The following is a 12,826-nucleotide window of genomic DNA, read 5'->3' on the forward strand; positions in this document are numbered from 1 at the left end:
AAGATAATCGATTTTAATACAAATAAAACCGATCTTCAGTCGATTTTTCTTCTCCCATCCAGACTTTAACTGTCGGTGCCAGATTTTCACTAGCTCAACCACAAAAATGTGGTTCACGGACTTCGAGTAAACTCGTCACCGTCGGTCGGGAATTACACCCTGCCCCGAAGAAATATTCAATTCGTTTAGAGTATATTCTTAAAGCTTACATGTGTCAACCTTAAAAAAAACACATAAAAATAAAATGTAGGTTAAACATAACCACTTAATTAGTGTGAATCGCATGAATAGAATACGATTATATGCTTATGAAATGGTAACTAATAGAATATTAAAAAATTTTTGGCCTATGATTAAAGATCGTTTTAAATAATTCGAAAAAAGCAAGTAAAATGTTTTATTTTCGTGTCTCATTAATCAAAGTGAACAATTGGAATAAATTTATTGTAAGTAGGCATTTTTAGTCATTCTCTTTTCACCAAAATCAAAAAGCAGTCATATCAAAGGCGTAAAAACCTTGATATGACTGCTTTTATCGTATGCCAGCTGCAGGGATCGAACCTGTGACCTACGCGTTACGAGTGCGTTGCTCTACCAACTGAGCTAAGCTGGCGTTTCCAAGAGAAATTATAGTCTTTATGTTAAGAAATGTAAAGAGGTAATATGGAAGATTTTTCTACTTTCATGATTTTTTTCAAAAAATGTGCTATAATTATAGATGAAAGGCAGGTTTTATGAAAATGGCAACTTTTGGAAAATTTGAAACAAAGGTCGAACCGTCAGAATTTGGAGAAAAATTTACCACTGATACACATGTTACCTTTATGATTCACGGAAAAACGCAAACCGGAACAATTTCCAAGCAATTGAAAAACTCTGCTGTTGTTGCAATTGATGAAACTAATGAGAATGCCGATTTGATGACCCAAAGTAAAGGCGTTGTCATTGTCAATTACAAAGATATGAGTAAGCTTTAGTTTTTTACCATCCATCAATTGGGTGGTTTTTTATTTTGGTTGAATCGATTGTACAAAAAAATCTGGGCTCTTGTACGACCCAGATCTTTTTGTATTTGATTTTCTTATTTTGTGCCAAACAAACGGTCGCCAGCATCACCTAGACCAGGAACGATATAGCCTTTGTCATTTAATTTTTCATCTAATGATGCAGTATAGATATCAATATCTGGATGTGCTTCTTGTAAGGCTTTCACACCTTCTGGAGCTGCAACAAGGCAAACAAATTTAATGTTTGAAGCGCCACGTGCTTTCAGAGCATCGATCGCCATGATCGCTGAGCCACCTGTCGCTAACATTGGATCAACGACGAATAATTGACGTGCGTCGATATCTTCCGGTAATTTAACGAAATACTCGTGCGGTGCCAACGTTTCTTCATCTCTGTATAATCCGATGTGGCCGACTTTAGCTGCTGGGATCAATTCTAAGATTCCGTCAACCATTCCAATACCTGCGCGCAAGATTGGGATAATGGCTACTTTTTTACCAGACAATGTTTTTTGTGTTGTTTCTGTGATCGGTGTTTCGATGACAATGTCTTCAAGTGGCATATCACGTGATACTTCATATGCCATCAGCATAGCGATTTCATCAACAACCTCACGGAAAACTTTTGTACCACAATTTTTGTCGCGAATAATCGTTAATTTGTGTTGGATCAATGGATGGTCGATTACTTGAAATTTGCCCATTTTTTTGTCTCCTTTTTCTCTCGTTTCTTTTTAATTGTAAAACAAAATCACTGACTTGACTAGTCTAACCCGTCATTTTCCTAAAGAAAACCAAAGAAATAAAAAAACAAAGCGATGTTCTTTTTAAAATCAGCAAAAAATAACAAAAACGCCTGGAAATCAGACGTTTTTTGTTATTTTTCTAATTTATTAATGGAAAAAGATGACAAAAAACAACTAGTTTTTTAGCCATTCTGTCGAAAGACTCATCGCTGCTCGTGTCGCATTGGTTTGGTCCATCGTATTTACCATGACAAAATCATGGATGATCCCTTGGAAACGTACTTGCGTAACTTCCACGCCAGCTTCACGAAGTTCTCTAGCATATGCTTCTCCTTCATCTCTTAACACATCTGCTTCACCTGTCAAGATCATTGCAGGCGGTAAACCTGTTAATTCTTCTTTACTTGCACGTAGAGGTGAGGCAGTGATTTCTGCTCGTTTCTTTTCATCTGTCGTATACTGATCCCAGAACCATTGCATCCCTTCTTTTGTTAAGAAGTAATTCTCTGCAAATTGGTTATAAGAATCTGTATCGAAATTTGCATTAGTTACAGGATAATATAGTAATTGTTTTTTGATTGGTAATCCTTGACGTTGCTTTGTAAGGATCGTCATCACCGTTGCCATGTTCCCACCTACGGAATCCCCAGCGACTGTCAAGTTCTCAAGATCCAAGCCTTTCGACTCAGAAAGCTCCGCAAGTTTTTGCAAAATCGCGTAGTTTTGTTCAATTGCAGTAGGATATTTTGCTTCTGGCGAACGACTATACTCAGGAAAAATCACGATCGAATTTGTACGAACAGCCAATTCTCGAATCAATTTGTCATGTGTCTTGGCACTTCCAAATACCCAACCAGCACCATGTATATAAAATATGACAGGTAATTTTTCTACATTTCCTTCAGGACGGATAAAACGCACATTGATTTGTCCCCAATCATTGGTGTCCATTTTCAAATCCTCGATATCCACAGGTAATTTTTCCACAGAAGAACTTTGAACTTCTTCTAGAAGATCACGCCCTTCTTCCGGAGGTAATTCATAGATACGCGGGTGCGGTGCATTAGCATCACTAAACTCAATTGCTTCTTTTTCTAATGAAATTCGATCAGTCATACGGATTCCTCCCTAAGTTGAATGCAACAAATAAAATTACACCTCATATACTAGAGAGCAACCAGACAAAAGTCAAAAAATCAGATTGAAAGAGGTTGTGAAAGAAGCGATCAACACTAAGGCATAAGGCAGAAAAATTAAAAATGGCTGTTTCATTTTTGATTTTTTTGCCTTATGACCGAAGTGTTGCTTCTTGAACACCGTTTATCTAGGTTGTGAAAGAAGCTCAACACTATCTGTATAGATTTCCAGAGAGCCATCTAACACTTCAACAATCAGAGAAAAGGTGAGACAACCAAATAGCTACATCCCTGATTGTCTCACCTTTTTCGATTCTCTTACCTTTTTATTGATGACTCTTAGTTATAAACTGTTTATTTTTTATATAATGGAAATTGCTCTGTTAATTCACGGACGCCTGCACGCACTTCTTCTAATTGTGCTTCATCATCTTTTGCCTGTAAAGCTTTGACGATCAATTCAGCTACTTTTGCCGCATCTTCTTCGCGGAAGCCACGGGTCGTAATTGCTGGTGTCCCGATACGGATACCGCTTGTTTTGAAGGGGCTTAGTGTTTCAAAGGGAATCGAGTTTTTATTGACGGTGATATGAACACTGTCCAAAATCGCTTCAGCTTCTTTTCCGTTCAATTCTAAGTCACGTACATCGATCAAAATCAAATGATTATCTGTGGCACCTGAAATCACTCGGGTACCAATCGATTGATTGAATACTTTTGCCATGGCTTTTGCATTGGCAATGACATGTTCGCTATATTCCTTAAATTCAGGAGTCAATGCTTCTTTAAATGCAGCAGCTTTTCCGGCAATCACATGCTCCAAAGGGCCACCTTGGATGCCTGGGAAAACTGCGCTATTGATTTTTTTAGCCAATTCTTCATTGTTTGTTAAGATCATCCCACCACGAGGCCCTCGTAATGTTTTGTGAGTCGTCGTTGTTGTGATATCGGCATAAGGGATTGGGCTTGGATGAACCCCCGCTGCAACTAAACCAGCAATGTGTGCCATATCGACCATCAATTTTGCCCCAACTTCGTCCGCGATTTCTCTGAATTTTGCAAAATCGATCGTTCGACCATAAGCACTTGCTCCTGCTACGATCAATTTTGGTTGATGTTTTCTCGCTAAGATGCGTACGACATTATAATCAATGACTTCTGTTGTCGGATCTACACCATAAGCAACAAAGTGATACGTTTTTCCACTAAAATTGACTGGAGAGCCATGTGTCAAATGTCCGCCAGCAGAAAGATCCATTCCTAAGATCGTATCGCCCGGTTCAACTAACGCAAGATATGCAGCTGTATTGGCTTGTGATCCAGAGTGTGGTTGAACATTGACAAAATTGGCACCAAATAATTCTTTGGCACGATCGATCGCCAGATTTTCAACGATATCCACAAATTCACACCCACCATAATAGCGATGTCCTGGATACCCTTCAGCGTACTTATTCGTTAAAATACTTCCTTGTGCTGCCATCACAGCTTCAGAGACAAAGTTTTCAGAAGCGATCAGCTCCAGATTGTTTTCTTGTCTTTCCTCTTCTTTTGCGATTGCTGCCCATAAATCAGGGTCAAACGTTTTGTAGTCTACCACAAACAACAACTCCTTATTTATTTATGTGTCAACTTCTCTAAATTTCAAATGATTGTTCAGTTTATTTGTCTTTTTTTGATGTTGACCAAACATTACTAGCTAAGAATACGAACATTATTTCTTAAATAGCTATTTTAGTTTGTTTCCTAGATTGTATCACAGAATGATTTTGCAGCAATCACTTCTGGATCATTTTTTATAATAATTTTGTCCTGCGGCTTTTTTCAACCGATTCATATAAGCAATACCTAGACCTTCTTCAGGTGCAACTTGTACTAGAATCAGATCAAGAGCTAATCGATCATCATCTAAGCCACGTAACCCCGCAAACAACCCTTTCGTTGCTGCCTCTACTGAATCATCGTAATACATATACACAGCTGCGACATCCTTGCGTACCTGATCAGCTATTGTTGGTCCAGCTAAAACACCGGTACGTAGTTTTTGCTCTTTTGTCCAGATAATCGCCTCTGGCCAATCCGTTTTTTCAACCATCAGTACTCGAGTATCAGGTGAGTAATGTTTGTATTTCATCCCCGGAGATTTCGGTGTTTCAGATTCTTTGACCAAATGGCGGTCTGTCGCCACTGGACTTTTAATGATAGCTTCTAGTTGCTCTTTCGTGATTGCTCCTGGTCGTAAGATCATCGGCGGTGCAGATGGGTCGCTCAAATCCAGTACCGTTGATTCTACACCGATCCTCGTCGCCCCATCATCAATGATCCCTGTGATTTTCCCATTTAGATCATGAAAGACATGGTCTGCTGTTGTTGGACTCGGTTTACCTGAAGTGTTGGCACTTGGCCCTACAAGTGGTACACCTGCTAATTGGATTAATTCTAATGTTTTCTTGTTATCTGGCATGCGAAAAGCAGCTGTGGATAAACCACCAGTGACAATCCCCGGTAAACTGCCTTTTTTGATGTAAAAAATCAAAGTCAGTGGTCCTGGCCAAAAGTTTTTCACAATTTGTTCTGTTAGGGGGTGAAAGTTGTCCACATACTCTTTTACTTGTTCGAAGGAGGCGACATGGACGATCAATGGGTTGTCTTGTGGTCGACCTTTCACTGTAAAGACTTGTTTGACAGCCTCCGGTAAAAGGGCATTAGCTCCTAATCCATAGACAGTTTCCGTTGGAAAAGACACTAGATTCCCTACTGCTAATTCCTTCGCAGCTTCATTTAATTGTGTTTCATCATATTTCATTGTTTCCACAGTCTATCCACATCCTCTTTTTTTAAAATCCTTGTTTTATTCCGTTTTCCCAGACAGTTATACACAAATTGTTGATAACTAGTTTGTCAATAGTGGATAAGTATGTTGATAACTAAAATATTCGTTTTCATCCTTATCAAATCAGTGTTTTTTTATTATAAAAAAACAGAAAAAAATTTTTTCATCCACAAACTAATTGGTAACAAAAATCATCCGATCATTGCCTGCCATATCTTTTTTGATCCGTACTTTTTTTGTGGGAAAGGCTTGCTCCATGATTGCTTTGACAGCTGCTCCTTGTTGGAAACCAATCTCTAAAAAAAGTTGTCCATCGCTAGCTAATATTTGTGAAGCTTCCTTTGCGATTTTCTGATAGATCGCTAAACCATCTTCTTCAGCAAACAATGCCATCTTCGGTTCGTAGGTTCGTACACTCTGATCCATCACCGACCATTCTGCTCGACTGATATAAGGGGGATTAGAAATAATGACATCAAAGGTTTGATCCATGACAGGTTCCAACGTATCACCATGATAAAAATTGATCGTCGTTTGTTCATGTTCTGCATTTTCCTTGGCGACAGCTAGTGCTTCTAAAGATAAATCAATTGCTGAGACCCGCCAATTTTTTCTAGTAGCTTTCAAACTGATGGCGATTGCCCCAGTTCCTGTACCGATATCCACGACATTTAAGGTTTCTTTGCTTGTTTTTGCCAAACATAGTGCGACTAATTCTTCGGTTTCTGGACGAGGAATCAAGGTTGCTTTCGTGACTTTCAAACGGTGATCAAAAAATTCAGCAAAACCTAATAAATAGTGGGGTGGATAATGTTGCACTAGTCGTTGCATATCTGCATCGATCATGGCTTGATCCTCGGCTGTGATTGGTTCATTCATTCGCATGAGCCAATCCAGTTTCGTCCACTGCTTGCGTTCAAGAAAGACAAATTGGATATTATATCCTTCTACTCCTTGTTCTTCTAAAAAAGAAGAAGCCCGTGTGAGGACTTCTCGATAGGTTTTATCCATTTTGCATCTCTTCCAACTTAGATGTTTGGTCGTACACGATCAATGCGTCGACAATCTCATCTAGTTTTCCTGCTAGAATCTGATCCAGTTTTTGGATCGTCAAGCCAATACGGTGATCCGTCACGCGATTTTGAGGGAAGTTATAAGTACGGATACGCTCTGAACGATCCCCAGTCCCTACCGCAGATTTACGATTCGCATCATATTCGCTTTGTGCTTCTTGTTGGATCTTGTCGTAGACGCGCGCACGTAAGACTTTCATCGCTTTCTCACGGTTTTTCAATTGTGAACGTTCATCTTGCATCGCCACTACGATTCCAGTTGGCAAGTGAGTCAAACGTACCGCAGATGCTGTCTTATTAACATGCTGTCCACCGGCTCCAGAAGCGTGGTAAATATCGACGCGGATATCCTTGTCAGCCAAATCGATCTCTACTTCTTCTGCTTCAGGCATGACAACGACGGTTGCCGTTGATGTATGGATACGTCCTTGAGATTCTGTTGAAGGGACACGTTGGACCCGATGTGCGCCACTTTCATATTTTAATTTCGAGTAGACATTTTCACCTGAGATCATCATGATGACTTCTTTATAGCCACCGATCCCTGTCACACTTGCTTCCAAGACTTCTGTTTTCCAGCCTTGGCTCTCTGCGTATCGTTGATACATCGAGAAAAGATCCCCTGCAAATAGTGCGGCTTCGTCGCCACCAGCGGCTCCGCGAATCTCCATGATAATGTTTTTGTCATCGTTTGGATCTTTTGGAAGTAACAAAATCTTGATTTTTTCTTCTAGTTCTTCTTTTTCTTGTTTCAAATCAGCTAATTCTTCTTTAGCCATCTCTGCCATTTCGTCGTCTAACTTTTCGCCGAGTAATTCTTCTGTATCTTTGATCCCTTGAACAACTTCCTTGTAGCGACGATAAACTTCGACCGTTTCACGTGTATTTGCTTCTTCTTTTGAAAGTTGCATGAAACGTTTCGTATCTGAAATCACTTCTGGGTCACTCAGTAGTTCCCCAAGCTCTTCGTAACGGTCTTCGATTGATTGTAATTGGTCGTACATGCTTAATCTCCTTCTGTGATCATCAATGGATGAAAATAGTGTTTTCGACATACGGGATAATAGGCTTCATTGCCACCAATCTGGACTTGATCTCCTTCGTACACCGGTGTTCCGTCTATATAATGTAAATTCATCATTGCTTTTTTATGGCAGAACCAACAGATCGTTTTCATTTCTTCGATTTTGTCTGCATAAAGCAATAAATATTTCGATCCTTCAAATAATTCATTTCTAAAATCATTTTTTAATCCGAACGCCATCACCGGAATATTGAGTTCATCAACGATTCTCGTGAATGCTAAGACATGTTCTTTTGTTAAGAACTGCGCTTCATCGATCAATACACAGAATGGTGGGTGTTCCATCTGCTGGATGACTTCAAATACATCGGTCGTTTCAAAAATGGGAATTGCTTCACGTTTCAGCCCGATTCTGCTTGAAACTACGCCAACGCCATCTCTTGTATCGATTCCGCTGGTCATCAAAACAACCGGTTTGTTTTGTTCTTCATAATTATGTGCGACTTTTAGGATCTCGATTGTCTTGCCGCTGTTCATTGCGCCGTACTTAAAAAATAGTTGTGCCATGTCCTCATTCACCTTCCAGTTTGTTCCTATGGTATTATACTTGATTTTCAATCATTTTTACAGTGAGAATTTTCGAAGCGAGATTTCCCTAGTGTAAATATTGGTATTTTCGTTATAAATTAATAAACTACCCGCACTTCTTTTGGTATAATCGAATGAAAAATAAAGGAGAGCGCTTATGTCCGAAATATTCCACCAAATGGCGAACTATTATGATACCCCCGAACGAATCCAATTAGCTGCCACGATTCGTTCAGCTGTTGAAAAAGAATTTTCTGCACAGACTCATGACCAGAAATTGATCGATTACGGTGGGGGAACTGGTCTTGTCACATTACCCTTTGCCTCACGTTTTAAAGAAGTGATCCTCATAGATTCAGCCGCAGGAATGCTAGCGATGGCTGATAAAAAAATCAAAGAAGCAAAACAAGCAAATGTACGAACGGTAGAAATGGATGCAACAAGGAATTTGCCGGCAGAGAAAGCCGACATCATCTTATTGTCTTTAGTCTTATTGCATATTCCAGAAACGAGAGTCATTTTAAAACAACTTTCGCAACTCCTTCATCCAAGTGGAAAACTCTATATCGTTGACTTCGATAAGAACGAAAACATCCAGCATCCAAAAGTCCATAATGGTTTTGACCACGAGGAGCTAAGAGAACAATTGGAATTTGCTGGATTTAAACCACTTTCAATTGAAACATTCCATCACGGAAAAAACTTGTTTATGAAACAAGATGCTTCTTTGTTTTTAGCCATAGCATGCAAAGAATAAGCATTTTCTATTTTCTATAAAAAAACTTTCATAAATACGCAAAACCCGAAAATAAAAAAATTATTCTCGGGTTTTTGATTATTTTAATTGAGTTCGTATTTGTTTAGTTCTTCCAATGATCAACTAGTTTGAACTATCTGTCGAAGTGTTTGTTGAAGAGTCGGTTGAAGCATCGGTCGAACTTTCACTTGTCGACGGTTCCGTCATCAAGCCACTTAATACGTTTTTGAAATCTTCATCTTTGATTTTTACATTTGCTTTTTTCAACTCATTACGCACAGCTTCTTGTATGAATGTTGGATCTGCTATTTTTGTCTCTGTTGCTATTTTTTCTAGTTCTTTTTTATATTTTGACATATCATTGCCTTTTTCTTGTTGTTTGACCATTTTCACAAGATAATATTCCGTGGCGTTCGTAGAGGAATTAGTCGCTGTGATGACGTCAGAAACTTCCTCATTTTTAAGTTTGAAGGCTGCTTGTTTGACTTCTGTTGGCACACTTGTTGATTGCGAGTCAAAGGTGATTTCTCCGCCCTTTTCTTTTGTCGCTTCATCTGTCGATTTTTCTTTGGCGATTTTAGCAAAGTCGCCTCCTTCATCGAGTGACTTTTTGATTTCCTTGGCTTCATCTTCGCTGCTTACTTTGATCAATTGTGCCTCTACTTCTGGATGGAAGTTTTCCCATGCTGTTTTAAGATCCTCGTCCGTCAATTCGACATTCGCTCGTAACCCTGCCTTATAAGCTAATCTTTTTTTGATTTCTTCTTTGTAGGATTTAGTCGTATAGCCCGCTAATTTCAATTGCGAATCGAAAGAATCACCGAGTGCTTCTTTGCTATCATTGTATTCTTTTTCCACATCTTCATCAGAAACTTTATCTCCATAGTTTTCTTCAAATATTTGGAAAATAATCAAATTTTGGACGGCTGATTCGGCACCATTTATTTTTTTCAGCTGGTCGACTAGTTCCTGCTCGGAAATCGTTCCACCTTTATAAGTCACTGCGGCTTGGTCTGATGGATTTGTGGTACATGCAGAAAATAAAATCAGTCCTGATGATACAGCTAATATTGAGATAAATTTTTTCATGCTGTCACTCCTATATATTTTAATAGTTATTTATACCTATGTGTCTTTCACTTTAACCTTACTTTATGAACAAACTTTGAAAATAACGTGATTTTATAAAAAAAATTAAATTGATCACCTGTTGATGTAGTTTATATAACAAAAAAACCTCGAACATTCCAAATGAATGTTGAGGTTTTTTCAGGGTATATCTTTACTTTTTAGAGTTATATCGTTATCACATTACGTATCATCGATTAAATGATATTGATCTTATTCAACGGCCAATAGCGGAAAACGACTTTTCCTTGGATCAAGTCTTCATCGACTAAACCAAACATGCGGCTGTCTTTTGAGATCAAACGATTGTCGCCCAGTACCAAGTATTGTCCTTCAGGAACAGTGAATTCAAAATCACTGGTGAACGTTTCAGCATTTTCAGCTTGCGATTGGAAGGCTGAGTTATAAGAATATTCCTCTTGTAGTTTGTCTTCTGAAAATTCTTTTTTATACTCATCTAAGTAAGGTTCATCTTGCTTTTCCCCATTGATGTATAGTTGATCATCTTCCATTTTCACAGTATCACCGGGCATCCCAATGATTCGTTTGACGATCATCCGTTCTTCATCCCCAGGTTCTTTTGTTGTAATGATATCCCAGCGGTCAAAATCTGAGATTTTAGATGAGATCAAACGTTGTCCATCATGTAACGAAGGGTCCATGGAATGACCACTCACGGTGACTGGTGTAAATACATAGACTCTTGCCAAAATGATGGCGGCTAAAACAACGATCAAGATTCCCCAATTTTTCAAAAAGTTTTTCACTTTATACCTCCTATTAACCAAACATTTTTATGTTATTTTTTATTTATTTGTTAGCTATTCTTTATTTTACATTTTTTATCGATTAAAAGAAAGAATAAGTGTCGGATCGTGTTGGGAATAATCCTTTTTTTTAGAAATGTTTTTTTGAACTTCATGTATCTTTAATATTAGAGCTAAATAAATCCTTGATGGAAAAGATTTATCCTACACTTTTGATTTTTTTCTTCGTTGGCTTCGACTGTATGTCACTTCACCTTCTTGTTCTTTTGGTTGATTTTTCTTGATGATCAACTTCAAACGATAGGGTTCATGGTATCTAAGACCATCTTTGACAAAATCACCGCCTGCAAGGAATAAGCCTACGGGTTCAATATGATCTTCTGGCGAGTCGACCTTGATCGTCCCTACTTTTTCCATGCTGGAATAATTACGACCGATACTTAATTGATAAGTTTTGTCGGAGATTTTTTTCACATAATAATACGGATAAAGTGTATTTCGATCAATCAAGAACCCGTCCATTCGACCAAGTTCATTGACCTTGATTTCCCCTTTTTCAATCAAATAACGCATATTCTCTGCTAGTTTCAATTGGTAGTCTTCATCGAATAGAACATTGGCTTTTTCTGTATTGACTTTGTCGATATTTCCGTTGTTCCCGCGAACCGTTTCTCCTTCAATATTGAATGCTTCATCAGGTAAATATTTTACGATCATTTGCGTCACATCGGCTTTTGAATTTTTATCAAAAAAGTAATAAAACACATTTAGAATAGTGAAATATAAAAGAACTAAAAAGCCTAATCCGTATAAAAAAAACTGCAAATACTTTTGATTTTGCCATAATCCATAAACAATCCGTAAAAGGTAAACGGTCGGAATCACACTTAATATAGTATAGCCTCGGTTCAAATATTTAGGACTGATATCTAAATATCCTAAAAACTTGTGTATCCCATTGATGATATCTAATATAACTGTCATTCTTCATCACCTGCCTGTTGATTATACATCTGTGTTTCAGCGGATTGCTCTGTAGGTGCATTTTTTTCATTTAGATTGCCTTCACTTGGCGTAGAAGTACTTGGCGTTGTATTAGGCGTCGTACTGCTTGGTGTAGTGGCACTTGGCGTCGTACTTGAACCGCTGTTGTCCCCTTGATTTTGACTAGTCGAATCGGTCGTATATCCTGTATTTCCTTCATCCACGGAACTTTCTGGTATTGAGTTTTGGTTGTATGTAGAATTGGTTGTGTCTTGTTCTACAGTCGTCGGTGTTGTTTCTACCGTGTCATTCGTTTGCCCTGTTCCTTCATTGGTAGAAGTCGTCGTCGTCTCTGTAGAACGACTTGGTGCACGATAGCTAGAACTATTAACAATGCCTGTTGTGGTAGCAACAATCGTCGAAATCGTCAATACAGCGATTGGCTTTAATATAGGTGCTACTTTCCGCATATTCTCTCATCCTTTTCCTTGTTGCCGCTTGAAGTCTTGATCAGTTTGGCAAAAGTTGATTTTTCTCACACGTATTCTTTAGTTTTACCATAAATTTCTTATTTTTTTCTTATTTTTTCATGAAACTTTTGTGTAGATTTACTCGAATGTTGTTTTAGTCGTAATCAGACAGTCTATGACTGGTTGATACACTTCATTTTATCATGGATCTCCCTCCAAGTTCTCTCGCAAAGTCATCTTTATTATAAGACACTTTTCCAATAACTAAAATCCTAGTAAATTTTAGTTTTATTATTTCTTTGTGTATTTATTTT

The 12,826-nt window shown here is 38.3% G+C and carries 13 protein-coding genes, 1 tRNA gene and 1 riboswitch; of the genes, 2 read left to right on the forward strand and 12 right to left on the reverse strand.

Annotated features, from left to right (window positions below; genetic code table 11):
- Positions 1-42: 42 nt before the first annotated feature.
- Positions 43-176: riboswitch (FMN riboswitch) on the reverse strand.
- 364 nt (positions 177-540) lie between these two features.
- Positions 541-613: transfer RNA gene (locus CYK55_RS10940), tRNA-Thr, on the reverse strand.
- A gap of 121 nt (positions 614-734) precedes the next feature.
- On the opposite strand from CYK55_RS10940, the gene CYK55_RS10945 reads away from it, so the two are divergent.
- On the forward strand, positions 735-977 hold the full coding sequence (locus tag CYK55_RS10945; RefSeq protein ID WP_034686887.1) for a hypothetical protein: 243 nt from the start codon (positions 735-737) through the stop codon (positions 975-977).
- A gap of 104 nt (positions 978-1,081) precedes the next feature.
- On the opposite strand, the gene upp is transcribed toward CYK55_RS10945, so the two are convergent.
- The 7 genes from upp to CYK55_RS10980 all read right to left on the reverse strand — a co-directional run bounded on the left by upp (position 1,082) and on the right by CYK55_RS10980 (position 8,385).
- Positions 1,082-1,711 carry a uracil phosphoribosyltransferase gene (upp, locus tag CYK55_RS10950; protein ID WP_010736621.1) on the reverse strand — a complete coding sequence of 210 codons (630 nt, stop codon included), beginning with the start codon at positions 1,709-1,711 and terminating at the stop codon, positions 1,082-1,084.
- 216 nt (positions 1,712-1,927) lie between these two features.
- Positions 1,928-2,869 (reverse strand): alpha/beta hydrolase, encoded by a 942-nt coding sequence (locus tag CYK55_RS10955; protein ID WP_034686891.1) that lies wholly within the window; start codon positions 2,867-2,869, stop codon positions 1,928-1,930.
- A gap of 374 nt (positions 2,870-3,243) precedes the next feature.
- Entirely contained in the window at positions 3,244-4,488 is a 1,245-nt protein-coding gene (glyA, locus tag CYK55_RS10960; protein WP_126134321.1) for a serine hydroxymethyltransferase, read from the reverse strand.
- Positions 4,489-4,677: 189 nt separating this feature from the next.
- Positions 4,678-5,703, reverse strand: a complete 1,026-nt coding sequence (locus tag CYK55_RS10965) for an L-threonylcarbamoyladenylate synthase (protein ID WP_126134322.1) — start codon at positions 5,701-5,703, stop codon at positions 4,678-4,680.
- 192 nt (positions 5,704-5,895) lie between these two features.
- Positions 5,896-6,732: a peptide chain release factor N(5)-glutamine methyltransferase gene (prmC, locus tag CYK55_RS10970; protein ID WP_034686897.1), complete on the reverse strand. Its 837-nt coding sequence runs from the start codon at positions 6,730-6,732 to the stop codon at positions 5,896-5,898.
- A complete protein-coding gene (prfA, locus tag CYK55_RS10975) occupies positions 6,725-7,798 on the reverse strand; it encodes a peptide chain release factor 1 (RefSeq protein WP_034686898.1) in 1,074 nt (357 codons plus the stop codon). Before prfA ends, prmC begins: the two co-directional genes overlap by 8 nt.
- Positions 7,799-7,800: 2 nt before the next feature.
- Positions 7,801-8,385: a thymidine kinase gene (locus CYK55_RS10980; RefSeq protein ID WP_010736627.1), complete on the reverse strand. Its 585-nt coding sequence runs from the start codon at positions 8,383-8,385 to the stop codon at positions 7,801-7,803.
- Between the two features lie 178 nt (positions 8,386-8,563).
- Here CYK55_RS10980 and CYK55_RS10985 point away from each other — a divergent pair, with 178 nt between their 5' ends.
- A complete protein-coding gene (locus CYK55_RS10985) occupies positions 8,564-9,163 on the forward strand; it encodes a class I SAM-dependent methyltransferase (protein WP_034686899.1) in 600 nt (199 codons plus the stop codon).
- 123 nt (positions 9,164-9,286) lie between these two features.
- On the opposite strand, the gene CYK55_RS10990 is transcribed toward CYK55_RS10985, so the two are convergent.
- The 4 genes from CYK55_RS10990 to CYK55_RS11005 all read right to left on the reverse strand — a co-directional run bounded on the left by CYK55_RS10990 (position 9,287) and on the right by CYK55_RS11005 (position 12,512).
- Positions 9,287-10,252, reverse strand: a complete 966-nt coding sequence (locus CYK55_RS10990; protein ID WP_126134323.1) for a peptidylprolyl isomerase — start codon at positions 10,250-10,252, stop codon at positions 9,287-9,289.
- 236 nt (positions 10,253-10,488) lie between these two features.
- The gene (gene lepB / locus CYK55_RS10995; protein ID WP_010736630.1) at positions 10,489-11,058 is read right to left on the reverse strand and encodes a signal peptidase I; all 570 of its coding nucleotides are present in this window, start codon (positions 11,056-11,058) and stop codon (positions 10,489-10,491) included.
- A gap of 204 nt (positions 11,059-11,262) precedes the next feature.
- Entirely contained in the window at positions 11,263-12,042 is a 780-nt protein-coding gene (locus CYK55_RS11000; protein ID WP_034686903.1) for a DUF6681 family protein, read from the reverse strand.
- Positions 12,039-12,512 carry a hypothetical protein gene (locus CYK55_RS11005; RefSeq protein WP_034686904.1) on the reverse strand — a complete coding sequence of 158 codons (474 nt, stop codon included), beginning with the start codon at positions 12,510-12,512 and terminating at the stop codon, positions 12,039-12,041. Before CYK55_RS11005 ends, CYK55_RS11000 begins: the two co-directional genes overlap by 4 nt.
- Between the last annotated feature and the right edge of the window lie 314 nt (positions 12,513-12,826).

Source organism: Enterococcus mundtii (assembly GCF_003957375.1).
Classification (GTDB): Bacteria; Bacillota; Bacilli; order Lactobacillales; family Enterococcaceae; genus Enterococcus_B; species Enterococcus_B spodopteracolus.

Excerpts from the sequence above, each read along its gene's own strand:
- CYK55_RS10945 (WP_034686887.1), top strand. The coding sequence starts at position 735 with ATGAAAATGGCAACTTTTGGAAAATTTGAAACAAAGGTCGAACCGTCA.
- upp (WP_010736621.1), bottom strand. The coding sequence starts at position 1,711 with ATGGGCAAATTTCAAGTAATCGACCATCCATTGATCCAACACAAATTA.
- CYK55_RS10955 (WP_034686891.1), bottom strand. The coding sequence starts at position 2,869 with ATGACTGATCGAATTTCATTAGAAAAAGAAGCAATTGAGTTTAGTGAT.
- prmC (WP_034686897.1), bottom strand. The coding sequence starts at position 6,732 with ATGGATAAAACCTATCGAGAAGTCCTCACACGGGCTTCTTCTTTTTTA.
- prfA (WP_034686898.1), bottom strand. The coding sequence starts at position 7,798 with ATGTACGACCAATTACAATCAATCGAAGACCGTTACGAAGAGCTTGGG.
- CYK55_RS10980 (WP_010736627.1), bottom strand. The coding sequence starts at position 8,385 with ATGGCACAACTATTTTTTAAGTACGGCGCAATGAACAGCGGCAAGACA.
- CYK55_RS10985 (WP_034686899.1), top strand. The coding sequence starts at position 8,564 with ATGTCCGAAATATTCCACCAAATGGCGAACTATTATGATACCCCCGAA.
- CYK55_RS10990 (WP_126134323.1), bottom strand. The coding sequence starts at position 10,252 with ATGAAAAAATTTATCTCAATATTAGCTGTATCATCAGGACTGATTTTA.
- CYK55_RS11000 (WP_034686903.1), bottom strand. The coding sequence starts at position 12,042 with ATGACAGTTATATTAGATATCATCAATGGGATACACAAGTTTTTAGGA.
- CYK55_RS11005 (WP_034686904.1), bottom strand. The coding sequence starts at position 12,512 with ATGCGGAAAGTAGCACCTATATTAAAGCCAATCGCTGTATTGACGATT.